The organism is Protaetiibacter mangrovi (assembly GCF_024752305.1).
GTDB lineage: Bacteria > Actinomycetota > Actinomycetes > Actinomycetales > Microbacteriaceae > Homoserinibacter > Homoserinibacter mangrovi.
The window spans coordinates 27,050-49,073 of the sequence record NZ_JANTHX010000005.1 but is presented as its reverse complement, the minus strand read 5'-3'; the positions used below and the strand labels follow the sequence as shown (position 1 = coordinate 49,073).

Annotated in this window: 23 protein-coding genes and 1 tRNA gene; 7 read left to right on the top strand and 17 right to left on the bottom strand. The window is 72.2% G+C overall.

The features are described from left to right. Positions 1-4 precede the first annotated feature (4 nt). Positions 5-1,288 carry an MFS transporter gene (locus NUH29_RS05065; protein WP_258797934.1) on the bottom strand — a complete coding sequence of 428 codons (1,284 nt, stop codon included), beginning with the start codon at positions 1,286-1,288 and terminating at the stop codon, positions 5-7. 41 nt (positions 1,289-1,329) lie between these two features. Then, on the bottom strand, positions 1,330-1,920 hold the full coding sequence (locus NUH29_RS05060; protein ID WP_258797933.1) for a TetR/AcrR family transcriptional regulator: 591 nt from the start codon (positions 1,918-1,920) through the stop codon (positions 1,330-1,332). A 109-nt stretch (positions 1,921-2,029) separates the two neighbouring features. On the opposite strand from NUH29_RS05060, the gene NUH29_RS05055 reads away from it, so the two are divergent. After that, a tRNA-Leu gene (locus NUH29_RS05055) sits at positions 2,030-2,103 on the top strand. Between the two features lie 104 nt (positions 2,104-2,207). Here NUH29_RS05055 and NUH29_RS05050 read toward each other — a convergent pair. Then, positions 2,208-2,573: a VOC family protein gene (locus NUH29_RS05050; protein WP_258797932.1), complete on the bottom strand. Its 366-nt coding sequence runs from the start codon at positions 2,571-2,573 to the stop codon at positions 2,208-2,210. A gap of 65 nt (positions 2,574-2,638) precedes the next feature. Between NUH29_RS05050 and NUH29_RS05045 the strand changes: the two genes are divergently transcribed. Continuing rightward, on the top strand, positions 2,639-3,085 hold the full coding sequence (locus tag NUH29_RS05045; RefSeq protein ID WP_258797931.1) for a MarR family winged helix-turn-helix transcriptional regulator: 447 nt from the start codon (positions 2,639-2,641) through the stop codon (positions 3,083-3,085). A 3-nt stretch (positions 3,086-3,088) separates the two neighbouring features. Here NUH29_RS05045 and NUH29_RS05040 read toward each other — a convergent pair whose 3' ends face one another. The 7 genes from NUH29_RS05040 to NUH29_RS05010 form a co-directional block, all read right to left on the bottom strand. Beyond that, positions 3,089-4,372: an MFS transporter gene (locus NUH29_RS05040; protein ID WP_258797930.1), complete on the bottom strand. Its 1,284-nt coding sequence runs from the start codon at positions 4,370-4,372 to the stop codon at positions 3,089-3,091. A gap of 112 nt (positions 4,373-4,484) precedes the next feature. Beyond that, positions 4,485-5,807: an NAD(P)/FAD-dependent oxidoreductase gene (locus NUH29_RS05035; protein WP_258797929.1), complete on the bottom strand. Its 1,323-nt coding sequence runs from the start codon at positions 5,805-5,807 to the stop codon at positions 4,485-4,487. A gap of 42 nt (positions 5,808-5,849) precedes the next feature. After that, a complete protein-coding gene (locus NUH29_RS05030) occupies positions 5,850-7,094 on the bottom strand; it encodes a S8 family peptidase (RefSeq protein ID WP_258797928.1) in 1,245 nt (414 codons plus the stop codon). Position 7,095: 1 nt separating this feature from the next. Further along, positions 7,096-7,614 carry a DUF501 domain-containing protein gene (locus NUH29_RS05025; RefSeq protein WP_258797927.1) on the bottom strand — a complete coding sequence of 173 codons (519 nt, stop codon included), beginning with the start codon at positions 7,612-7,614 and terminating at the stop codon, positions 7,096-7,098. Continuing rightward, entirely contained in the window at positions 7,611-8,129 is a 519-nt protein-coding gene (locus tag NUH29_RS05020; RefSeq protein WP_258797926.1) for an FtsB family cell division protein, read from the bottom strand. Before NUH29_RS05020 ends, NUH29_RS05025 begins: the two co-directional genes overlap by 4 nt. Before the next feature lie 284 nt (positions 8,130-8,413). Beyond that, the gene (eno, locus tag NUH29_RS05015; RefSeq protein WP_258797925.1) at positions 8,414-9,688 is read right to left on the bottom strand and encodes a phosphopyruvate hydratase; all 1,275 of its coding nucleotides are present in this window, start codon (positions 9,686-9,688) and stop codon (positions 8,414-8,416) included. Positions 9,689-9,902: 214 nt separating this feature from the next. Further along, positions 9,903-11,162 (bottom strand): histidine--tRNA ligase, encoded by a 1,260-nt coding sequence (locus tag NUH29_RS05010; RefSeq protein WP_258798422.1) that lies wholly within the window; start codon positions 11,160-11,162, stop codon positions 9,903-9,905. Positions 11,163-11,288: 126 nt separating this feature from the next. Here NUH29_RS05010 and NUH29_RS05005 point away from each other — a divergent pair, with 126 nt between their 5' ends. Next, a complete protein-coding gene (locus NUH29_RS05005; RefSeq protein ID WP_258797924.1) occupies positions 11,289-12,263 on the top strand; it encodes an ABC transporter ATP-binding protein in 975 nt (324 codons plus the stop codon). Then, entirely contained in the window at positions 12,260-13,327 is a 1,068-nt protein-coding gene (locus tag NUH29_RS05000; protein WP_258797923.1) for an ABC transporter permease, read from the top strand. Before NUH29_RS05005 ends, NUH29_RS05000 begins: the two co-directional genes overlap by 4 nt. 4 nt (positions 13,328-13,331) lie before the next feature. Here NUH29_RS05000 and NUH29_RS04995 read toward each other — a convergent pair whose 3' ends face one another. Continuing rightward, positions 13,332-13,928: a TetR/AcrR family transcriptional regulator gene (locus NUH29_RS04995; RefSeq protein WP_258797922.1), complete on the bottom strand. Its 597-nt coding sequence runs from the start codon at positions 13,926-13,928 to the stop codon at positions 13,332-13,334. Positions 13,929-14,062: 134 nt separating this feature from the next. On the opposite strand from NUH29_RS04995, the gene NUH29_RS04990 reads away from it, so the two are divergent. Continuing rightward, positions 14,063-14,818, top strand: a complete 756-nt coding sequence (locus tag NUH29_RS04990; RefSeq protein ID WP_258797921.1) for an SDR family NAD(P)-dependent oxidoreductase — start codon at positions 14,063-14,065, stop codon at positions 14,816-14,818. A gap of 1 nt (position 14,819) precedes the next feature. On the opposite strand, the gene NUH29_RS04985 is transcribed toward NUH29_RS04990, so the two are convergent. After that, positions 14,820-15,908 carry an EamA family transporter gene (locus tag NUH29_RS04985; RefSeq protein ID WP_258797920.1) on the bottom strand — a complete coding sequence of 363 codons (1,089 nt, stop codon included), beginning with the start codon at positions 15,906-15,908 and terminating at the stop codon, positions 14,820-14,822. Positions 15,909-15,985: 77 nt separating this feature from the next. Between NUH29_RS04985 and NUH29_RS04980 the strand changes: the two genes are divergently transcribed. After that, positions 15,986-16,534 carry a CGNR zinc finger domain-containing protein gene (locus NUH29_RS04980; protein WP_258797918.1) on the top strand — a complete coding sequence of 183 codons (549 nt, stop codon included), beginning with the start codon at positions 15,986-15,988 and terminating at the stop codon, positions 16,532-16,534. Here the strand turns inward: NUH29_RS04980 and mazG are convergent. The 3 genes from mazG to NUH29_RS04965 form a co-directional block, all read right to left on the bottom strand. Then, positions 16,510-17,196, bottom strand: coding sequence for a nucleoside triphosphate pyrophosphohydrolase (gene mazG / locus NUH29_RS04975; protein WP_258797917.1), 687 nt, complete (start codon positions 17,194-17,196; stop codon positions 16,510-16,512). The two genes, NUH29_RS04980 and mazG, sit on opposite strands and share 25 nt — an antisense overlap. 79 nt (positions 17,197-17,275) lie before the next feature. After that, entirely contained in the window at positions 17,276-18,721 is a 1,446-nt protein-coding gene (locus NUH29_RS04970; protein WP_258797916.1) for an MFS transporter, read from the bottom strand. Between the two features lie 41 nt (positions 18,722-18,762). After that, complete coding sequence (locus tag NUH29_RS04965; protein WP_258797915.1) at positions 18,763-19,776, bottom strand: acyltransferase family protein; 1,014 nt, start codon at positions 19,774-19,776, stop codon at positions 18,763-18,765. A 102-nt stretch (positions 19,777-19,878) separates the two neighbouring features. On the opposite strand from NUH29_RS04965, the gene NUH29_RS04960 reads away from it, so the two are divergent. Continuing rightward, on the top strand, positions 19,879-20,628 hold the full coding sequence (locus tag NUH29_RS04960; protein WP_258797914.1) for a CPBP family intramembrane glutamic endopeptidase: 750 nt from the start codon (positions 19,879-19,881) through the stop codon (positions 20,626-20,628). A gap of 12 nt (positions 20,629-20,640) precedes the next feature. On the opposite strand, the gene NUH29_RS04955 is transcribed toward NUH29_RS04960, so the two are convergent. Next, positions 20,641-21,240 carry a gamma carbonic anhydrase family protein gene (locus NUH29_RS04955; protein WP_258797913.1) on the bottom strand — a complete coding sequence of 200 codons (600 nt, stop codon included), beginning with the start codon at positions 21,238-21,240 and terminating at the stop codon, positions 20,641-20,643. A 9-nt stretch (positions 21,241-21,249) separates the two neighbouring features. After that, on the bottom strand, positions 21,250-22,024 hold a 775-nt coding region (locus NUH29_RS04950; protein ID WP_308445747.1), incomplete at its 5' end, for a TRCF domain-containing protein.

The following is a 22,024-nucleotide window of genomic DNA, read 5'->3' as shown; positions in this document are numbered from 1 at the left end:
GGTCCTACTTGACGTGGCGGACGAGCGAGACGACCAGCGCGCCGAGGACGGCGGCGATGGCCGAGAGCATGAACAGGCCGCGGAAGCCGCCGAGGGCGTCCACGACGAGGGCGCCGAGCAGCGGCGCGAGGGCCTGCGGCACCTGGAACGCGATGTTCATGATGCCGAGATCCTTGCCGCGGTCGTGCGGGTCGGGCAGCACCTGGGTGGCGAGCGCCTGATCGACGGCGAGGAAGGCGCCGTAGCCGAGGCCGAGCAGGCCGCCGGCCACGAAGGTCGCCTCGTAGCTCGTCGCGAACACGAGCACGAAGGCGGCGACCGCCTGGGCGAGCGATCCCCAGATCACGAACACCTTGCGACGCGCGAGACGGTCGGAGAGGTAGCCCACGACGAGCGCGGTGAGCACGACGCAGATCAGGTAGACGACGATGAGCGGCAGCAGCGCGTCCTCGGCGTCGTCGATGCCGATGTTCAGGCCGAACGCCAGGTAGTACAGCAGCAGGCCGGTGCCGAGCGCGTTTCCCGTGTTGACGAGCACGCGGCTCGCGAGCGTCCAGGCGAAGTCGGGGTACTTGCGCGGCGAGATCCACATGCCGCGCAGCAGGGCGGACATCGTGAACTCGGGGCGCTGCTGCGCCGTGATCGGCGTCTCCTTGGTGGCGAACAGCACCGGCAGCACGAGGATCGCGAGGCCGATGGCCATGGCGAGGTAGCCGAGGGTGATCGTGACGAAGACCTCGGTGATCAGGAGCACGCCGAGGATGATCCCGACCGCCTGCGGCGCCGACATCCAGCCGGACACGAAGCCGCGCTGACGCACGGGGACGAGGTCCGAGATGAGGGCCGTGAGGGCCGAGGCGAGCACGCAGAAGCCGACGATCGTGAGCGTCCAGAAGACCGCGATCGCCACGATGCCGTGCACGAGCCCGAGCGCCACGAGCGACAGGGCGAACAGGGCCGCGCCTCCCACGACCCAGGGACGCCGACGCCCGAACCGCGAGGTGGTGCGGTCGGAGAGGAAGCCCGTCACCGGGAAGGCCAGGATCGCGAAGAAGCCGGCGATGCCCGAGACGATGCCGAAGGCGACGACGGAGTCGGTCCAGTCGGCCGGGTGGCCGATCTCGGCGTCGACCTGCAGGGGCAGGAGCACCTGGAACGGGCCGAGCTGCGCCATCCAGACGCCGAGCCAGGCGGCGGCGAAGGCGGCGATCCAGGCGCCGGTGACCGCGCGCTGCGGTTCGGCGAACGCGGCCGGCGAGCCGGTCGCGGTGTGCTGAGGTGCGGACATTCGGACTCCTGAGGGTCGTGTGCGGTCAGGCGGGCGGTGGTTCAGGTGGTGACGGCGAACGGCACGAGCGCCGTCGTCGCGAGGTCGATGGTGCGTTCGGCGGCGGCGTCGTCGCGATCGGCGAGCCAGGCCAGGGTGACGCCGTCGGTGATCGTGACGACGAGTCGGGCGAGGTCGGCGACGGGGATCGTCCACCGGATGCCGAGGTGGGCTTCGGCCGCGCCGAGCACCTCGGCGGCGAGGGCGTGGTAGCGCGCGTACTGCTCGGCGGGCAGGTCGGCGAGCTCGCTCGAGCGCAGCGCGTACTGGGTGAGCTCGAACATCGCCTGCTCGCGACCGGGCGCGGAGCGCACGTGCTCGAGGTAGGCGCTCAGGGTGCGGCGGATGGCGTCGGCCGGGTCGACGGCGTCGGCGAGCAGCCCCGCGAGCGCGGCATCGCCCTCCCCCGCGACGACGAGCTCCACGACGTCGCGCAGCAGCTCGTCGCGGGACGGGACGGCGTAGTGGAAGCTGCCGAGCGGCATCTGCGCCTCGGCGACGATGGCACGGGTCGTGGCGGCGTGGACGCCGTCGCGGTCGACCACCACGAGGGCGGCGCGCGCGAGGGCGGCGCGCCGTTCGGCAGCCGACATCCGTGCCACACCGTCTCCTCTCGTCGCCGAGTCCCCCAGAGTTGGTCAAGTGTCCCAGACGTGCGACCAGGACACCAATCCCCCCGTTGGGGTGTGAGGATGGGCGCACGCCCTCGTAGCCCAACCGGCAGAGGCAGGCGACTTAAAATCGCCTCAGTCTGGGTTCGAATCCCAGCGAGGGCACCTCGATGAGATTCGAACCTCGGTGGGCCCACGCCGCCAGAGGCTCCGCGCGCGGCGCAGCCGCGGGTGGAGGGGCGGTGGGGACGAATCCCAGCGAGGGCACCTCAGGCGCGGTCGTGGAGCGTCACGTGGTAGCCGTCGGGGTCGGCGAAGGCGAAGGTGCGCCCGAACGGCCCGTCGATCGGCTCGGCGACGATCGGGTGGCCGTCGGCGACGAGGGCGTCGTGGATCGCCTGCACCTCGGTGGCGTGCAGCCAGAGGGCGACGCCGAGTCCGGGGCGGCCGGATGCGAGCTCCGTGCCGGGCACCAGCTCGCGCAGCGCGAAGGCGATCGGGGCCGTCTCGAACACGACGGCGTGCGGGGGTCCGGCGGGCGAGCGGACGAGCCCGAGGTAGCGCTCGTAGAACGCCTGCGAGGCGTCGAGGTCGCTGACCTGCAGTGAGATGAAGTCGGGGCCGGTGGCGGGCATGGGGTTCCTCCTGGTATGGGTATGTCAGTTCTCTGACATCCACCAGCGTATGTCAGACTACTGACATGGAACGACCGGGCATCGAGCTCGACACCTCGCTGGGGTACCTGCTGAAGGAGGCGTCGAGCGCGCTGCGCGGCTCGATGGAGGAGGTGCTGCGTCCGCTCGGGATGACCATCACCCACTACTCGTGCCTCGAGCTGCTGGCCCAGCGCCCCGGCCTCAGCAACTCGGAGCTCGCGCGCGGCACCTTCGTCACCCGGCAGTCGATGAACGTGCTGCTGCAGGCGCTCGAGCGCGACGGCTTCGTCGAACGGGCCAGCGAGCCGCCGACCGGACGGGCCCTCCCCACCCGCCTCACGGCGAGCGGCCGGCGCAGCCTCGACCAGGCGAGCGCGGCCGTCCGCTCGGTCGAGCTGCGGATGCTGGCGCAGCTGAGCGACGCCGAGCAGGCGGACGCACTGCGCATCCTGCGCACCATGGTGCGCTCGCTGCGCGGCGAGCGCGACTGAGCGCTACTTGACGTTCTGCACGAGCGCGATGACGGCACCGCCGATGGCCGTGACCACCCCCGCGAGCAGGAACAGGCTCGAGAACCCGCCGACCGCCGCCACGATGAGCGCCCCGAGGATCGGCGCCATCGCGACCGGCACCTGGTAGGCGACGTTCATGATGCCGAGGTCCTTCGCCCGGTCGCGCGCGCTCGGCAGCACCTGCGTGGCGAGCGCCTGCCCGACGGCCAGGTAGGCGCCGTAGCCGAGACCGAGGATCGCGCCCGCCACGAACGTCGCCTCGTACTGGTTCACGAACACCAGGATGAGCGCCGCGATGCCTTGCAGCACGGCGCCCCAGATCACGAACACCTTGCGACGGGCGATGCGGTCCGAGATCCATCCGCACAGCAGCGCGGAGAGCACGACGCCGAGCAGGTAGACGAGCATGAGCGGCAGGAAGGCCTGGCGGGCGCCGGTGCCGAAGTCGAGCTGGTAGGCGAGGTAGTAGAGCAGCAGCCCCGTTCCGAGCGCGTTGCCCGCGTTGACGAGGAAGCCGCTCACCCAGGTCCAGGCGAAGTCCGGGTGGGCCTTCGGCGAGATCCACAGGCCGGCGAGCAGGTCGGCACGGGAGTGCGCCGGACGCTGCTCGCGCGTGATGGGCGTCTCCTTCACGAACACCAGAACGGGCACCACGAGCACCGCCAGGGTCACGGCGAGCGCGACGTAGCCGAGCGTCACGGTCGCGAACACCTCGGTGAACAACACCGCCCCCAGGATGATGCCGACGGCACGCGGCGACGACATCCATCCGGCGACGTAGCCGCGCTGCCGCACCGGCACCTGGTCGTTCAGCAGAGCGGTCAAGGCGGATGCCGCGGCGCTGAAGCCGATCAGGGCCAGGGACCAGAACACGGTGATGAGCACGAGTCCCTGCGCGGCGCCGAGCGCCAGCAGCGCCACAGCGAAGAGGGCCGAGCCGCCGGCGATCCACGGACGCCGGCGTCCGAAGCGCGAGGTGGTGCGGTCGGAGAGGTAGCCGGCGATCGGGAACGCCGCGATGAGGAACGCACCGGCGACCCCCGACACGACGCCGAATGCGACGACCGCGTCGGTCCACTCCGTGGTCTCGCCGACCTCCGCGTTGACCTGCAGCGGCAGGGCGACACGGAACGGGCCGAGCTGCGCCATCCACACGCCGACCCAGGCGGCGGCGAACGCGGCGATCCATCCGCCGCCGACCGCGCGCTGCGGTTCGGCGAAGGCCGCGGTGGATCCGGCGGTGGGTACGGAGGCGGTGTGCGACACGGTGGTCTCCTCGTCGTCGAGTCGGCCCGACAACTGTCGCAAGCGTTTCCCGAGCTGACCACTCCCCCGTTGAGGGTGGGCGGAGGGGTCTACCCCCGTGGCGCCGCGCGCGTCACGCCTTGGGGCGCGAGGCGAACTCCTCGAACGAGGCGCGCGGCACGTCGCGCGCCGGGATGCCCACGAGGTCGCGGCGGAACAGGAAGTTGATGATCCAGTTGCCGAACACGCGCGCCTTGCGTTCCCACATGGGCATCGCGAAGCCGTGGTACCCGCGGTGCATGACCCAGGCGATGAAGCCCGTGATGGCGAGCTTGCGCCACTGGTAGACGCCGACGTAGAGGCCCAGGCCGGCGACCGCGCCGAGGTTCTTGTGGAAGTAGTCGACCGGTGCGTCGCCGCGGATGTCGGCTACCAGGTTCTTGGCGAGGCGCTTGCCCTGACGCACCGCGTGCTGGGCGTTCGGCACGCAGAAGCCGCCGACACCGCCGCCCGAGAGGTCGGGCACCGCGGCCACGTCGCCGGCGGTCCACGCATCCGGAACGACCACGCCGTTCTCGTCGACGATGCGCAGGTCGGCCTGCGCGCGCAGGCGACCGCGCTCCTCGAGCGGCAGGTCGGTTCCGCGCACGACCGGGTTGGCCATGACGCCCGCGGTCCAGATCATCAGGTCCGACTCGAAGCTCTCGCCGGTCGACAGCTCGATCTTGCCGTCGACGGCGCTCGCGAGCTGGGTGTCGAGGTGCACGGTGGCGCCGCGCTTGGCGAGGTTCTTCAGCACCCAGTGGCTCGTCGGCAGCGACACCTCGGGCATGATGCGACCCATCGCCTCGATGAGGTGGAAGCGGGTGTCGTCGAACTCGATGGTGTCGTAGGCGGCGACGAGGGAGCTCGCGAAGCTGCGCAGCTCGGCGAACACCTCGATGCCGGCGAAACCGCCGCCGACCACCACGACCGTGAGCAGACGGTCGCGCTCGGGCCCGGCCGGCAGGTTCGACGCCTTCTGGAAGTTCTCGGTGAGGCGGTCGCGGATCGACATGGCCTCCTCGATGTTCTTGAGGCCGATCGCCTGGTCGGCGACGCCCGGGATGGGGAAGGTGCGCGACACGGCGCCCGCGGTCATCACGACGGTGTCGTAGTCGACGGTCCACGGCTCGCCGACGGCCGGGGTGATCTCGGCGGTCTTGGTGGCGTGGTCGACCTTGGTGACCTTCGCGGTGACGACCTTCGTCTTCTTGAGGTGACGACGGTGCGCGACGACCGCGTGGCGCGGCTCGATCGACCCGGCCGCGACCTCGGGGAGGAACGGCTGGTAGGTCATGTACGGCAGCGGGTCGACCATGGTGACCTCGGCCTCACCTCGGCGCAGATGCTTCTGGAGCTTCTTGGCGGTGTAGAAACCGGCGTAGCCGCCGCCGACGATCAGGATCTTGCGCACGCTCGGGGATCTCCTCGCTGGGGGGAAAAAGTCGGTCCCAATCTACCGCGTGCGCGACCGCCTGCCGAACGCGCGGGCGGCGCCCCCCAGGAAACCCCCCACCACGAAGGCGACGAGCAGCGCGCCGAGGAGCGGAGCACCCACCTGCCCGAGCAGCACGGGGGTGGGCAGGAGCACGCCCACCGGGTCGAACGGCTCGTCGGGAACCGTGCGGATCACGGGCGCGGGACCCGCCTCCAGGTCGCTCTCGGATGCGCTCTGACGCCGGTTGACGCGGATCCACTCGTCGAGCTCGCCCATGGGGTTCGCGTCGACGTGCGGCACCTCGGCGGTGACCGCGGCATCCGCGTCGAGCAGGCCGAAGCCGTACGCGACGTCGGTGCCGGGCGCGCCCGCGTCGCGGGCCGTCGACGTGATGCGGGCGATGACGTTCGCGGCGTCGAGCCCCGGATGCGCGGCCCGCACGAGCGCGACGACGCCCGCCACGATGGGGGTCGCCCCGCTCGTGCCGCTCCAGCGCGCGTAGCTGCCGTCGGGCATCGCCCCGACGAGCTCCTCGCTCGGAGCGGAGACGCCGATCGTCACACCCTGGGTGGAGGCCTTCCGGCTCGTCTGGCCGGCGCGGTCGACGCCGGCCACCGTCAGCACGCCGGGCATGGTGGCGGGTGCGCCCACCTCGTCGGTGCCGGATCCGCGGTTTCCCGCGGCCGCCACGATCACGACGTCGTGGTCCATCGCGTAGGAGAACGCGTCGTCCCAGCTGGTCGGCCAGTCGAGGGTGTTGCGGGTGAGCGACATGTTGATGACGTCGGCGCCGTGGTCGACCGCCCAGCGCACCGCGTCCGCGATCTGCTGGTCGGAGTCGCCCGTGTCGAACCCGATCGAGATCGCGAGCACGGAGGCCTCCGGCGCGCTCCCGATCACCCCGGATGCCGCCCCGGTGCCGCGTCCCGCGGCCAGCGAGGCGACGAGCGTGCCGTGCTCGCCCTCGGAGCCGACCGGCGTCCGGCCGTCGGCGCTGCCGTGGCCGGAGAAGTCCGCGCCGCCGGTCACCGCCCCCTGCAGTTCGCGCGGGGAGCCGACGCCCGTGTCGATCACGGCGATCGTGACGCCCGCGCCCCGGGTGACGGCCCAGGCGTCGCGGATGCCGTAGTCGTCGAGCCAGTACTCCGCGCTCCGCACGGCGTCGGCCGGGGCGGCCGGAATGGCGGAGACGGGCCCCGACGACCCGCCGAGCAGCGCCACGACGCCGAGCACGACCGCCAGCGGCCGACGGGCGCGACGCACCTCAGGCCCCGAGGGCGGCGCCCGGTTCGGCGCACGTGCACCGCTCGGGCGACCAGCTCGACCGCGCGAGGGCGGCGTCCCCGATGGGGTTCACCCCCGGTCCGGCGGCGAGCGCGTGGGCGGCGAGCGCGTGCAGGCACTTCACGCGGTCGGGCATACCCCCCGCCGAGAAGCCCGCGATCTCGGGCACCACCTCGATCGACTCCCGGTCGGCGAGGTACGACTGGTGCGCGGCGCGGTAGGCGTCTGCGACCTCGCCGTCGAGCATCGCCGCGAGCTCCGGCATCACCCCGGTCGCCTCGAGGGTCGACATCGCCGCCGTCGCGCCCGGATGCGAGAGGTAGTACAGGGTCGGGAACGGCGTGCCGTCGGGCAGCCGGGGGCTCGTCGCGACCACGGTCGGGTTGCCGCACACGCAGCGCGCGGCGATGCCGACGACCCCGCGGGCGGGGCGACCGAGCTGCGCGGACACCACCGCGACCTCCGCAGCGGTGGGCGGCTCGAACGGGGGGCGGGTCATCCGGCGCTCCCGGTGCTCTGCGCGGGGCTGTCGAGCTGCCCGAGCTGTTCGGGCGTCGCCTGGGTGAGGCCCGCCGTGTAGACGGATCCGAGGAGCGCCGTCACCCAGTCGACGCGCGTGGCCTGGATGCTGTCGCTGATCGGCTGCTCGTCGCTCGCCTGCGGGCTGCCGTCGTCGTCGATCACGAGGTAGGCCACGTCACCCGGGAAGACGTAGAAGAGGCGGTCGCGGGCCTGCGACTCGATGTAGGCGGGATCGCTCCAGCGGGCGACCTCGGCGTCGAGGTCGTCGAGGTCGCTCTGCGCGTCCGCCACCTGCTGCTCGAGCTGGGCGATCTGCTGCCGCTGCTCGACGAGCGTCTTGAGCTGCGGGGCCAGCACGACGAGCGCCGCCACGATGAGCCCGAGCACGGTCAGGGCGAACCCCGACAGCCGGAAGCCGCGGAGCCAGGTCGCGGCGCGCGACGGCTCCGCCATCGCGACCCCCACGCGCTCGGTCGGCTGCTTCGGACTCACCCGTTCAGGCTATGCGACGCGGTGGGGGGTGGATTTCGACACGCTCGCTGCGCTCGCTACTCAATCCGCGAGGAGGCGTCGAGCCCGCGCGGTGGCGTTCCGCCACGACGGACACAGCACGAGGGGCGGGGATCCGTTCTCGAGTCGCTGGCACCGGGCCGCGCGCTGGAGCTAGGAGCGAAGGCCATTTCTGGCCTTCGCCGCGACGCCAGCGCCGGCGGCCGTCCCGGCCGCCGGTCGGCATGCGGCTCGGAAACCGAGCCCGCCCCCGAAAGCGTCAGAGATTACGCGCGGCGGAACGCCGACGCGCCCGCGTAGACCGCGGCGTCGCCCAGCTCCTCTTCGATCCGCAGCAGCTGGTTGTACTTGGCGACGCGCTCGGAGCGGGCGGGGGCGCCGGTCTTGATCTGGCCGGCATCCGTGGCGACGGCGAGGTCGGCGATGGTGGTGTCCTCGGTCTCGCCGGAGCGGTGCGAGAGGATCGCGGTGTAGCCGGCGCGCTGGGCGTTGGAGACGGCGTCCAGGGTCTCGGTGAGGGTGCCGATCTGGTTCACCTTCACGAGGATCGAGTTGGCGGCGCCGAGGTCGAGGCCCTTCTGCAGGCGCACCGGGTTGGTGACGAACAGGTCGTCGCCGACGAGCTGCACCTTCTTGCCGAGGGCGTCGGTGAGCGCCACCCAGGCGTCCCAGTCGTCTTCGGCGAGCGGGTCCTCGATGGTGACGATCGGGTAGTCGGCGACGAGCTTCGCGTAGTAGTCGATCATCTGCTCGGCCGACAGGTCCTGACCTTCGTAGCGGTAGACGCCGCCCTCGAAGAACTCGGTGGAGGCGACATCCATGCCGAGCGCGATCTCGCTGCCCATCGTGAAGCCGGCCTTCTCGACGGCGCCGATGATGAAGTCGAGCGCCTCGCGGGCGGTCGACAGGTCGGGCGCGAAGCCGCCTTCGTCGCCGAGGCCGGTCGCGTAGCCCTTGGCGTGCAGCTCGGCCTTGAGCGCGTGGTAGACCTCGGCGCCCCAGCGCAGCGCCTCGCGGAAGCTGCCGGCGCCGACGGGCAGCATCATGATCTCCTGCGCGTCGAGGCCGTTGTCGGCGTGCGCGCCGCCGTTGATGATGTTCATGAGCGGCACAGGGAGCACGTGCGCGTTGGGGCCGCCCACGTAGCGGAACAGCGGCAGGTCGGCGGAGTCGGCGGCGGCCTTGGCGACGGCGAGCGAGACGCCGAGGATGGCGTTGGCGCCGAGCCGCGACTTGTTCTCGGTGCCGTCGGCGGCGATCAGTTCGGCGTCGACGAGGCGCTGGTCGGAGGCCTCGAAGCCTTCGATGGCGGGGCCGAGCACGTCGAGGACGCCCTCGACGGCCTTCTCGACGCCCTTGCCGAGGTAGCGGCCCTTGTCTCCGTCGCGGAGCTCGTATGCCTCGAACGCTCCGGTGGACGCGCCGGAGGGGACGGCGGCACGCGACACGGTGCCGTCTTCGAGGAGCACCTCGACCTCGACGGTCGGGTTGCCTCGGGAGTCGAGGATCTCGCGGGCGCCGACGGCCTCGATAGCAGACACGGGGAACTCCTTTGGGGGATGTGGTGTGTGGGGGCGACTGAGCCCACCCGCGATCCTACCGAGTCGCACTCCCTCCCCGATCCGGCTCGGACTCCCCGATCCGGCTCAGAAATGCAGGACTCCGCAGCAGGAGCACCCGGACTCCGGCGGTGCGCCGCCACGTCATCCGGTTTTCTCCTGCATTTCTGGGTCTGCCGCGACCGCAGGAGGCGGCTCAGTCGAGAGGGCGCAGGTCGAGGTCGTCGACGGATGCGGGGGCGTCGGCTCCGAGGAAGGCGAACGAGGTGAAGGCCTGCTCGGCGAGGTTCTCGAGCTGCAGCTTCGTGTTCTTCGCGCGCTTGACGAGTCGGGCGCGGTCGCCGCGCGCGACGAGCGCGGACTGCAGCGCGAGCAGGGTCGCGAGAGGCGCATCGGCGTCGTGCAGCAGCGCGACGGCTGCGCCCCCGGATGCGGCGGGCGGCTCCACGAGGTCGACGAGGCGCTCGAATCCGAGCGAGAACCCGGTGGCGGGCACCTCGGTGCCGAGGAACCGGCCGATCATGCCGTCGTAGCGACCGCCGCCGCCGAGCGAGTACGGGACGCTCGGGTGGGCCAGCTCGAAGATGGGCCCCGTGTAGTACCCCATGCCGCGCACCAGGAACGGGTCGAAGACGAGCGGCGGCGCGTCCTCCCCGCGTGCCGCTGCGACCGCATCCCCGAGCTCCACGAGGGTGGCGACGACCGCGTCGTCCGCGCCGTCGGGCAGCGCCTTCCGGATCGCCTGCTCGCCGAACGGGAGGAACTCGCGGGTCTGCGGGCGCAGCAGGAAGGCGCGGAAGGCCGCCACCGCATCCGCGTCCGACCCGCGCTCGCCGAGCTCGGCCACGACGCCGTCGGGCCCGATCTTGTCGAGTTTGTCGATCGTGATGAGCACCGCCTCGTGCTCGTCGGGCGCGAAGCCGAAGCCCGCGAGCATACCGATGAGCAGGCGACGGTCGTTGACGCGGATGCTCGCCTCCGCGAGACCGAGCGCGTCGACGGTCGCGAGCGAGGCGACCAGCAGCTCGGCCTCGGCCTGAATGCCGGGCTCGCCGATGATGTCGATGTCGCACTGCACGAACTGGCGGTAGCGCCCCTTCTGCGGGCGCTCGGCCCGCCACACCGGGGCGAGCTGGATGCTGCGGAACACGTTCGGCAGTTCGGCGCGGTGGGTGGCGTAGAAGCGCGCGAGCGGAACGGTCAGGTCGAAGCGCAGCCCCAGGTCGACGAGGTCGAGCGGCTGCTCCGCGGACTGCAGGTCGTCGCGGCTGAGGCCCCGCCTCTGCACGCCGAAGGCGAGCTTCTCGTTGTCGCCGCCGAGACCGGCGTGCAGGCGCTCGGAGTCCTCCATCACCGGCGTCTCGATCTCGTCGAAGCCGTGCGCGCGGTACGACTCCCGGATGATGCCGAGGATGCGCTCGCGACGCGCCTTCTCGGCGGGGAGGAAGTCCCGCATGCCACGGGGAGGGTTCACCTGCGTTGCCACCCGTCGATTCTAGGGAGGCGGTGTTCACCCCGCGGATGCGGTGCGTCATCCGGGCGGGGGATGCCGCACCGCGCATGCGCCCCCTAGTCTCGCCCCATGAGCGCCCCCGAACCCGTGCCCGCCGCGAGCGCCGCGGCACCCGCTCCCGCCGACATCGTCGTGGAGGACGTCGGCCGCTCGTTCGGCGCCGTCCAGGCGGTGCGCTCGGTGAGATTCACGGCACGCGCCGGCGAGGTGACCGGACTGGTCGGCCCGAACGGCTCGGGCAAGACGACCCTGCTGCTCATGCTCGCGACGCTCCTCGTGCCCGACCGAGGCACGATCCGCATCGGCGAGCACGATCCCGTCACCGAGAGCGCCGCCGTGCGCGCGACGCTCGGCTGGATGCCCGACGTGCTCGGCTCCTGGGCGAACCTCACCGTGCGCCGCAGCCTCGTGCTGACCGCCCGGCTCTACGGCATCACCGGCCGCGCGGCCGACGACCGGGCGGCGGAGCTCGTCGAGCTGGTCGACCTCGCCGAGCTCGCCGACCGGCCGACCCGGGTGCTGTCGCGCGGCCAGAAGCAGCGGATGAGCCTCGCCCGCGCGCTCGTGCACGATCCGCGGGTGCTGCTGCTCGACGAGCCGGCATCCGGGCTCGACCCCGGGGCACGGATCGCCCTGCGGGTGCTGCTGCGGCGGTTGGCGGCCGAGGGGCGCACGATCGTCGTGTCGAGCCATGTGCTGGCGGAGCTCGACGAGCTCGCCGACCGCGCCGTCTTCCTCGAGGCGGGGTCGACGGTGAGCGCGGATCGGGTGGAGGCGGCTCGGGTCGCGGAGCGCGGCTGGCGCATCCGGGCGCTCGACGCGGAGGGCCTGCGGGAGGCGCTGCGTGCACAGGGCATCGACGCCGACCGCATCGTGGCCGAACCGCAGGGCCTCGTGGTGCCGCTGGCCGGCGACGAGCGGGCGGCCGAACTGCTCGCCGCGCTCGTCGGCGCCGGCATCCGGGTGGTGTCGTTCGCACCCGCCGTGGGCGACCTCGAGCACACCTTCCTCGATCTGAACTCCGACGGGGAGGCGGCCCGATGAGCTGGCTCGGCAGGATGTGGACGGTCGCCTCGATCGAGCTGCAGCAGCGGGTGCGCGGCCTCGCCTGGTACGTGCTGCTCGGCGTCTTCGTCGTGGTGGTGCTGCTCGTGACGGTGTTCACGACGATCGCGACGTGGAACTCGGACGCCCCCGGCGCGGTGCTGTACTCGGTGATCGTCTACTTCGTGCTGCTGCTCGGCACGCTGGTGACCCCGGCGCTCAGCGGCAACGCGATCAACGGCGACCGCGAGAACGGCACGCTCGCCACCACGCAGGTCACGCTGGTGTCGACGGCGCAGCTGGTGCTCGGCAAGCTGCTCGCGGCCTGGATCACGGCGCTCGGCTTCCTGGTGGCGGGGCTGCCGTTCCTGCTGTTCGCCCTCGTGATCGGCGGGGCCTCGGTCGACACCGCGATCGTGTCGATCCTCGTGCTCGCCCTCGAGCTCGGCGTGGTCGCCGCGATCGGCGTGGGTCTGTCGGGGCTCATCCGGCGTCCGCTGTTCTCGGTCGTCGCGACCTACCTGGTGGTCGCCCTGCTGTCGGTGGGAACGCTCATCGCGTTCACGCTCGGCGGGCTCGTCAACCAGCAGGAGGTGACCGTCGAGAACGAGTACGTCGACTGGGAGGCGTCCTCCGACGAGATCGATCCGCAGACGGGCTACCCGGTCGAGTTGGTGTGCATGACCGAGGAGTACACGTACACGGTTCCGCGCTTCGACACGGTCTGGTGGATGCTCGCGGCCAACCCCTACGTGCTGCTCGCGGATGCGGTGCCGACGCACTTCGACGCGTACGGCAATCCCGACGACCTGTTCGGCTCGCTCAAGTACGGGGTGCGTCAGGCGCAGCTGCCGCCGACGGTCGGCCAGTCGTGGTCGGAGTGCGATCAGCTCTCGTCCGACGGGGAGTACCCGACCGCCGAGGAGGTCATCGCCTCCACGGTGCCGAGCTGGGCGATCGGGCTGCTGCTGAACGTGCTGCTGGCCGGGGCGCTGCTCGTCGGCGCGATCTCGCGCACGCACGCGCCGGCGCGACGCCTCGCGGCGGGCAGCCGCATCGCCTGAGCCTTCAGGCGGTCGGCCACCACGCGGGCATCAGCCGCCCGAGGAGGGCGAGCGGCACGGCGGGGTCACGGGGCTCGGCGGTGTGCAGCCAGACGGCGATGAGGCCGACGACCCCGTCGGCGATGTAGCGCACCGTGGCGTCTTCGACGAAGCCCGGGTCGGCGCCGCCCGGACCTCCGGGCACGACGAGGCTCGACTGGGCGATGAGCAGGCGCGTCGAGGTCTGGAAGTGCTCGCTGAGGAAGGCGTGCAGCGTGGCACCGGCCGCGCCGTCGAGGTTGCGGTAGACGGCGGCGTGCCGGTCGACGTGGGCGAAGACCCCGAGCGTCACCTGCTGCAGCGCGACGGCGATGCCCCGCGGATCCGCGTCGCGGAGGTGGCGCTCGCGCAGCTCGTCGAGCTCGTCCGCCAGCGCCGCCTGGAGCACGTCGAGGGGGGATCCTCCGTGCTCGTAGACGGTGGACCGGTGCACGCCGGCCCGTTCGGCGAGCGCGGTGACGGTGATCGCGCCGGGGTCGCCCGCGGCGGCGAGCTCGATCGCCGCCGCGTGCAGGGCGGCCCGGGTGCGACGCTGCCGTGCGTCGGCGGGTTGTGCGGGCATCCGACCTCCTCGCGCGGAGCCTAACCGACAGGTGTAGGCTGGGCGTTAATCCGACAGATGTCGGTTAGTGGAGCCTTCGGACGTCGCGGTCCTCCCCTCGTCCGCGGGCTGCGGAAGAACGAAAGGCATCCCCCATGGCCACCTACGATGTCGCGGAGCGTTCCGCGATCGTCACGGGAGGCGGAAGCGGCATCGGCCGCGCCGTCGCCCTCCTGCTCGCCGCGAACGGCGCCAAGGTCGTCGTCGCCGACCTCGTGAAGGATCACGCCGAGGCCGTCGTCGCCGAGATCGAGGCCGCGGGCGGCACCGCGGTCGCCCACGTGGGCGACGTCGCCGACCCCGACGACGCGGTCGCCGCGGTCGAGGCGGCCGAGAAACTCGCCCCCCTGAAGATCGCCGTCAACAACGCCGGCATCGGCGGCCCGTCCGCCCCGACGGGCGAGTACCCGCTCGACGGCTGGCGCAAGGTGATCGACATCAACCTCTCGGCGGTCACCTACGGCATGCGCGCCCAGCTGCCGGCGATGGTGCGCAACGGCGGCGGCTCGATCGTGAACATGGCCTCGATCCTCGGATCGGTCGGCTTCGCCGGGTCGGTCGCCTACGTCGCGGCCAAGCACGGCGTCGTCGGCGCCACCAAGAACGCGGCGCTCGAGTACGCGACCCAGGGGGTGCGCGTCAACTCGGTCGGACCGGGCTTCATCAAGACGCCGCTCGTCGAGGCGAACCTCGACGCCGACACCCTCGCCTTCCTCGAGGGCAAGCACGCGATGGGCCGCCTCGGCGAGCCCGAAGAGGTCGCGGGGCTCGTGGCGTTCCTGGCGTCGGATGCCGCCTCGTTCATCACGGGCAGCTACCACGTCGTCGACGGGGGCTACACGGCGCAGTGACTCAGAGCGGTGTCGCGGTGGCGTCGGGGAGCCGGGAGGCCTCCGGCGCCACCGCCGCATCCGGCGCGCTCTGCGGCGTCTGGTGCGGCTCGGTCGGCGCGGGCGGCGCATCCGGGAGGATCGCGATCGGCTCGGTGACCGGCAGCGGCTCGGGCAGCGGCGCCGACGCCGCGACCGGCTCGAGGCGCACCAGCACGATGCCGCCGAGGATGAGCCCGGCCCCCACGAGCCCGATCGGGCCGATCGCCTCGCCCAGCACGATCCAGCCGATGAGCCCGGCGAAGATCACCTCCGACAGGCCGAGGAACGAGGCCACCCGCGTGCCGAGCAGCGTGATGGCCGTGATGCCGGCGACGTACGCGAACGCGGTCGAGACGACGCCGACCGTGACGAGCGGCGCCCACCAGGGGGCGCGCATGCCGAAGAAGGCGACCTCGCCGAAGCTCGCGTGCATCGGGAGGATCCCGACGAGGCCCGCGAGGCCGAGCGCCAGCGCGCCCACGACGAAGCCCGACCAGGCGAGCGCCACCGGCGGGACCCCCACCGGGGTGCGGTCGCCGACGACGTAGTAGAACGCGACGCCGATCATCGCGACGGAGGCGAGGGCGATGCCGACGGGATCGAGCGCGCCCGCACCCGAGGGCCCGATCACGAGCACGAGACCCACCACGGCGAGGCCGGCGCCGACCAGCACGACGCGATGCGGCATCCGCCGCGTGCGCGCCCAGGCCAGCAGCAGCAGGGCGACGGGGGCCAGGTACTCGATGAGCAGGGCGATGCCGACCGGGATGCGCTCGATCGCCGCGTAGAAGGCGAGCTGCACACCGGCCACGGCGAGCACGGCGTAGGCGAGCACGAGGCGCCAGGCCCGCAGCAGGGGGCGCAGCTCGCCGCGCATGGCGATGATCGCGGGGATCGCCAGGGCGAGGGCGGCGACGACGAGCCGCCCGAAGACCGCGGCGCCGGGGGTCCAGCCCTCGGAGAACAGCGGCTTGACGATGGTGCCGCCCGCCCCGAAGGCGAGCCCGGCCGCGAGGCCCATCACGACGCCGACGAGGCCGCGGCGGGCGGAGACGGCGCGGAGGACCATCGGTCGACCTCTTTCCGGTGTCATGGGCTAAGTTGGATTCAGTCGTGACAGTACCGCCCCCGTCGGTCAGGAGTCAAATGCTTTTCACCCATGACACCGAATTGAACCTCGCCTTCCTCCAGGCACTCGGCGACACCGTCGAGAGCGCATCCGAGAGCGGCACCGACGAGCTCTCCACGCAGGCCCAGCTGTCGCAGCTCATCCGGGAGTGGAAGTTCTCCGGACGCCTCGATCGCGACGCCGCCGAACTCACCGCGGTGCGCGAGGCGCGGGACCGGATCCGCGACATCTGGGGCGCCGACGAGGACGCCGTCGTCGACTGGGTCAACGGGATCCTCGCCGACGCGCGCGCGGTCCCCCGTCTCGTCGACCACGACGGCTTCGGCTGGCACATCCACGCCGTCGACAACGAGGCGCCGCTCGCCGACCGCATCCTCGTCGAGGCGGCGATGTCGCTCGTCGACGTCATCCGCGCCGATCGCCTCGACCGGCTGCGCGACTGCGAGGCCGACGACTGCACCGGCATCTTCGTCGACCTGTCGAAGAACGGCTCGAAGCGCTTCTGCTCGACGCGCTGCGGCAACCGGATGGCCGTGCGGGCCTACCGGGCGCGCTCGGACTCCTGAGCCTCCCGCGCGCGGATGTCCTCCTGCAGGCGACGGAGGGCGTCGCGGAGAGCGCGCTCGGCGTCGAGGCCCGCGGCGCGTGAGGCGACGACCGTCGCGAGCAGCTCGTCGCCGAGCTGAGCCTCCGTGGCGGGAACGGCGTCCGCGGCGACGGGATCGAGCCCGACCTTCTCGGCCCGGCCCACGAGCTTCGCCGCGAGAGCGAGGGCCGGCATGCCCTGCGGGATGCCGTCGAGCACGCTCGCGCGGGTCGGCTTCTCCACCCTCTTCAGCTCGTCCCAGCGCGCCATCACGGCGTCGGGGGTGTCGGCGACGGCGTCGCCGAACACGTGCGGGTGGCGGCCCACCATCTTGGCCGTCATGTGCGCCGCGACGTCCTCGAGGGTGAAGCGCCCCTCCTCCGCCGCGATGTCGGAGTGGAAGATCACCTGGTACAGCACGTCGCCGAGCTCCTCGACGAGCTCGGCGTCGTCGCCCGCCTCGATCGCGTCGACGAGCTCGTAGGTCTCCTCGACGAGGTACTGCACGAGCGAGGCGTGGGTCTGCTCGCGGTCCCACGCGCATCCGCCGGGGGCCCGCAGATGCTCGAGCACGGCCACGAGCTCCTCGAGCCGCGGATGCGGCGTCGTCGGCACGACGGGTTCGGATGCGGCCTCGCTCATACCCTCATCCTCTCGCCCCAGCCGGTGAGGGGTCGCAAAGTGCAGCGACACGCCGGGGCCGCGTGCAGTTCGCGACCCCTCAGCCCACCTCGGGGATGGGGCCCGTCGCGGGGGCGGCGGCGGATGCGGCGCGCCGCTCGCGGGGCATCGTGACGGTCGCGACGAGCAACAGCGCCGCCACGATCGCCGCGCCGACGAAGACCGCCGTCGAGGCGTCGATGATCGTCGCGGGATCGGTCTCGTCGCCGCCGTGCGCGGCGATCACGCCGTTCGCGACCGCGCCGAGCACCGCAGCGCCCACGGACTGGCCGATCGAGCGGGCGAACATGTTGGCCCCCGTGACGACGCCCCGCTCGTCCCAGCCGACGCTCGACTGGGCGGCGACCAGCGTCGGGACGGCCGCGAAGCCGAAGCCGAGCCCGATTACGAACGATACGGCGGCCACGCCGAGGATCGACGGGTAGGGCCCGAGCAGCGCCAGCGCCACCGTGCCGAGCACCACGAGCGAGGCGCCCATCACGGCGGTCGTGCGGAATCCGATGCGCAGGTAGAGGCGCCCCGAGAGGGAGGCGGCGATCGGCCAGCCGATCGTCAGAGTCGCCAGCGCGAGCCCGGCGACGAGGGGGCTCACACCGATCCCCACCACGAGATAGGTGGGCACGAAGGCGGTCAGACCGATGAGCGCGGCGCCGACGGCGAGGCCGACGACGTTCGTCGAGCGCAGCAGCGGCCGGCCCATGACCCACAGCGGCAGCACGGGCTCCGCCGCCCGACGCTCCACCAGCACGAAGCCGACGAGCAGCAGCGCCCCCGCGCCGAAGATCGCGAACGACACGGCGGAGTCCCACGCCCAGCTGTTGCCGCCCTCGAGCACCCCGAGCAGCAGGAGCGTGAGGGCGGCCGTGAGCAGCGCCGCCCCCGCGACGTCGATGCGGTGCCGCCGGCGCTCGAAGCTCTCGTGGTAGTCGCGGGCGAGCAGCCAGAACGCGATCGCGCACAGCGGGATGTTGATGAGGAAGATGCCGCGCCAGAAGTCCCACATGGCGAAGATCCCGCCGAGGGCCGGTCCCGCGACGGCCGCGATCGCCCAGACGCTCGCGATGTAGCCCTGTGTGCGGGCGCGCTCCTCGAGGGTGTAGATGTCGCCCACGATCGTGATCGTGATCGGCAGGATGGCGCCCGCGCCGATGCCCTGCAGGGCGCGGAACGCGATGAGGCTCGGCATGTCCCACGCGATCGCGCACAGGATCGAGCCGAGCAGGAACACCGCGATCCCGAACAGGATGATGCGCTTGCGCCCGATCGTGTCGGCGAGCTTCGCGTAGACGGGGACCGTCACCGACTGGGTGAGCAGGTAGACCGAGAACAGCCAGGGGAACTGGCTGAACCCCCCGATGTCGCCGACGATCGACGGCACCGCCGTCGAGATGATCGTGGCGTCGATCGCGACGACCGCGGTCGCCACCATGATCGCCAGCAGGATGGGTCCCCGCTCGGACCGCAGCCCGACATCGTTCTTCGTCATCGAAGGGGTTCAAGTCGTGCGCGGCCCCGCGCATTCCCGCGTCAGGTCGCCGGAGCCGATCGGGTGCGTGCGAAGCGCCCCACCGGGGCCGGCAGCGAGTACACCCCGCCCACCCTGCCGAGCAGCTCCCCCAGCAGCACGCTCGCCGTGATCGAGATCGCGATGAGCAGCAGCACCGCGATCGCGGCGGGGACCAGATCCGTCGGCACCACCCAGGCGAGCAGCGACACGACGAGCACGTGGGTGACGTAGATCGGCAGCGTGCGCTGCCCGAGGTAGCCCACCGCACGGGCCGCGGGACCCCAGCGCGCGAGCGTCACCGCGAGGGCCACGCCGAACGCGGCGCCCGCGAACGAGACGAGGTAGCCGACCAGCGCGTGCAGCGGCCCGAGGGCGAACACCACGCACCCGACCACGAACACGCCGGCCACCAGCAGCGCCCAGGGGATCGTGAGCCGGCCGGCGAGCGCCCGGATGCGGGAGCTCGCGAGGGATCCGAGCAGGAAGAACACGAAGTAGGTGCCGATCGAGCGCCACGTGTACACGGCGCCGATCTGCAGCACGCCGGTCGCGAAGAGTCCGCTCACGACGAACCCGGCCGCGAGCTGCACCCACCACGGCAGCCGGCGCATGAGCCAGGCCAGCGCCATGTAGAGCGCGAGGCCGTACACGAACCAGAGCCCCGACCACGGCAGGATGAGCGCGGTCGTCAGGTCGCCGAGCGGCGAGACGGCGGGGTCGAACGGCCACGGCACCCAGAGGAACCAGGCGTATCGGATGAGGCACCACAGCGCGTAGATGTAGATGAGCAGCGCCATGCGCCGCCAGAACAGGGCCGAGAAGCTCGCGCGCGCGATGATCCCCGAGGCGAGAACCCCCGACACGAGGAAGAACAGGGGCATCCGGAACGTCGCCAGGAGGGCGCTGATCGCGGGGAGGGGGCCCACCGACCAGCCGTTCCCGTCGAGGAACTGGATGCTGTGGTGGGCCACGACGAGCGTGATGGCGATGCCGCGGGCGACATCGATCCACACCAGGCGGGCGGGGGGCTCCATGCCCCCCAAGTCTGACGACGGCGTGTTTCACCCGGGTGAACATCCCGTGGCGATCTGCGGCACCCGGAACTGCCAGGATGGGACGACGCGAGGGAGGTGCGCATGGCGTTGCAGTTGCTGGCGCTCCTCCTCGTGATCGTCGCCCTGCTGGTCTGGCGCGCCGTCTCCCGCGAGCGGCGCGAGTACGCCCAGTTCAAGCGGATGCGCGCCACCTCCTCCCGGCAGAAGGTGATGAGGCGCTGGCTCGTCGAGTCGGTGCTCGTCTTCGGGGGGCTCTCGGCGGCGGTGCTGCTGGCCGCCTGGGAGTACGTGCCGCAGGTGCTGCGCGACGGTCAGGCGTGGGAGCCGATCGCCGCATCCCGGGCGTTCTTCCTGGACTCCCCGCTCGGCCGGGGCATCGCGATCGGCGCAGCGGTCGGGGTGCTCGTGGCCCTCGTGCTGCCGGTGCTGCTGCTGCGACGCGCGAGCCCCGACGACGTGCCGAAGCTCGGCGACATCGGAGCCCTGCTGCCGCGCACCCGCGGCGAGCTGCCCTACGGAGCGGGTCTCGCGCTCTCGGCGGGGGTCTTCGAGGAGCTCATGTTCCGGCTCGCGCTGCCCGCGCTGTTGTTCGGCATCTGGCCCGACGGCCCCGTCGCCTTCGCGCTCTCGACCCTGCTGTTCGGGGCGCTGCATCTCTACCAGCGCTGGGTCGGCGTGCTCACCGCCACCGCGCTCGGGGCGATCTTCGCCTACCTCTACCTCGTCTCGGGCACCATCCTGCTGCCGATCGCGGTGCACGCGATCGTCGACCTGCGCTCGCTCGTGCTGCTGCCGCTCGTCATCGGCAAGGTCTGGTCGACGCGCTCCTGAGGCGCGGAGGGCTCAGCCGACCGGACGGTCGTCGGCGTGGCGGGCGAGGTGGCGCGCGTAGCGCTCCGTGAGCTGCACCATGAGATCCGGCGTCGAGCGGTCGAGGCCGAACACGTAGCCCGGGAAGTCGAGCCCCTGCTGGATCGCCCAGATCTCGTCGTGCCGCTCGGGGCTCAGGATCCGGGCCGGATCGCCCACGGCCACCCACGCGATCGGCACCGTCGCACGCTCCGGCAGCACGGTGCGCAGGTGCACGACGGCGTTGATGCGCACCTCGCTGCGCGCCCCGATGCGCGCCCCGTTGAACACCCGGGCGCCGGTGGCGAGGAACACCTCGTCGCCGACCGTCGCGCCCGACACCGACGCCATCGGGCCCACCAGCACGTGGTCGCCGATGTGCAGCGGATCGGTCGCGCTCGCCCGCAGGAGGGCGTTCTCCATCACGATGCTCGACTCGCCGATCGTGATGGGGCCGCCCTCGGCGCTGATGACCGCGCCGTGCAGCACCTGGCAGCCGGGCCCGATCGTCACGTCGCCGGAGATCACGGCGGTCGGGGCGACGACGGCGGTGGGGTCGACGCGCGGGCTGTGCCCGAGGTGCTCGAACAGCATGCGGTCAGGCTAGCCCTGGGGCACGGCCGCCGTCAGCAGCTGCTCGACCCAGGCGATCAGCTCGGCGTCGGATGCGCCCTCGGGCATGGGCACGTTGACGGCGTGCTGGGCGGCGAAGAACTTGACGCCCGGGTACATGCGGGTGAGCCGCACCTGGATCGAGTCGGGCGGGTCGAGCGGCGCGAGCCGCATCCGTCCGCCCATCGCCACGACCTCGCCGAGCCCGGCCTTCTGGGCGCGTCGGCGCAGCCGCGAGACGGCGACCAGCTGCTGCACGGCCTCCGGCAGTTCGCCGTAGCGGTCGACGAGCTCCTCGACGACCCGGTCGAGGGCGTCGTCGGGTGAGAGCGGCGCGGCCGCGGTCGAGAGCTTCTGGTATGCCTCGAGGCGCAGCCGCTCGGACTCGATGTAGCCGTCGGGGATGCGGGCGTCGACCGGCAGCTCGAGGCGCAGCTCGGTCTGGCCCTCCGCGACGTCGCCGCGGAACGCCGACACCGCCTCGCCGATCATGCGCAGGTACAGGTCGAATCCGACGCCCGCGATGTGGCCGGACTGCTCGCCGCCGAGCAGGTTGCCGGCGCCGCGGATCTCGAGATCCTTGAGGGCGATCTGCATGCCGCCGCCCAGCTCGTTGTTGGCGGCGATCGTCTCCAGGCGGTCCTGCGCGGTCTCGGTGAGCGGCTTCTCGGCCTCGTAGAGGAAGTACGCGTAGGCGCGCTCGCGGCCGCGACCCACGCGTCCGCGGATCTGGTGCAGCTGGCTGAGGCCGTACTTGTCGGCGGCG

Coding starts and splice junctions, on each gene's coding strand:
- NUH29_RS05065 (WP_258797934.1), bottom strand. CDS start 1,288: ATGTCCGCACCTCAGCACACCGCGACCGGCTCGCCGGCCGCGTTCGCC.
- NUH29_RS05060 (WP_258797933.1), bottom strand. CDS start 1,920: ATGTCGGCTGCCGAACGGCGCGCCGCCCTCGCGCGCGCCGCCCTCGTG.
- NUH29_RS05050 (WP_258797932.1), bottom strand. CDS start 2,573: ATGCCCGCCACCGGCCCCGACTTCATCTCACTGCAGGTCAGCGACCTC.
- NUH29_RS05045 (WP_258797931.1), top strand. CDS start 2,639: ATGGAACGACCGGGCATCGAGCTCGACACCTCGCTGGGGTACCTGCTG.
- NUH29_RS05025 (WP_258797927.1), bottom strand. CDS start 7,614: ATGACCCGCCCCCCGTTCGAGCCGCCCACCGCTGCGGAGGTCGCGGTG.
- NUH29_RS05010 (WP_258798422.1), bottom strand. CDS start 11,162: ATGCGGGACTTCCTCCCCGCCGAGAAGGCGCGTCGCGAGCGCATCCTC.
- NUH29_RS05005 (WP_258797924.1), top strand. CDS start 11,289: ATGAGCGCCCCCGAACCCGTGCCCGCCGCGAGCGCCGCGGCACCCGCT.
- NUH29_RS05000 (WP_258797923.1), top strand. CDS start 12,260: ATGAGCTGGCTCGGCAGGATGTGGACGGTCGCCTCGATCGAGCTGCAG.
- NUH29_RS04995 (WP_258797922.1), bottom strand. CDS start 13,928: ATGCCCGCACAACCCGCCGACGCACGGCAGCGTCGCACCCGGGCCGCC.
- NUH29_RS04990 (WP_258797921.1), top strand. CDS start 14,063: ATGGCCACCTACGATGTCGCGGAGCGTTCCGCGATCGTCACGGGAGGC.
- NUH29_RS04985 (WP_258797920.1), bottom strand. CDS start 15,908: ATGGTCCTCCGCGCCGTCTCCGCCCGCCGCGGCCTCGTCGGCGTCGTG.
- NUH29_RS04980 (WP_258797918.1), top strand. CDS start 15,986: ATGCTTTTCACCCATGACACCGAATTGAACCTCGCCTTCCTCCAGGCA.
- mazG (WP_258797917.1), bottom strand. CDS start 17,196: ATGAGCGAGGCCGCATCCGAACCCGTCGTGCCGACGACGCCGCATCCG.
- NUH29_RS04970 (WP_258797916.1), bottom strand. CDS start 18,721: ATGACGAAGAACGATGTCGGGCTGCGGTCCGAGCGGGGACCCATCCTG.
- NUH29_RS04965 (WP_258797915.1), bottom strand. CDS start 19,776: ATGGAGCCCCCCGCCCGCCTGGTGTGGATCGATGTCGCCCGCGGCATC.
- NUH29_RS04960 (WP_258797914.1), top strand. CDS start 19,879: ATGGCGTTGCAGTTGCTGGCGCTCCTCCTCGTGATCGTCGCCCTGCTG.
- NUH29_RS04955 (WP_258797913.1), bottom strand. CDS start 21,240: ATGCTGTTCGAGCACCTCGGGCACAGCCCGCGCGTCGACCCCACCGCC.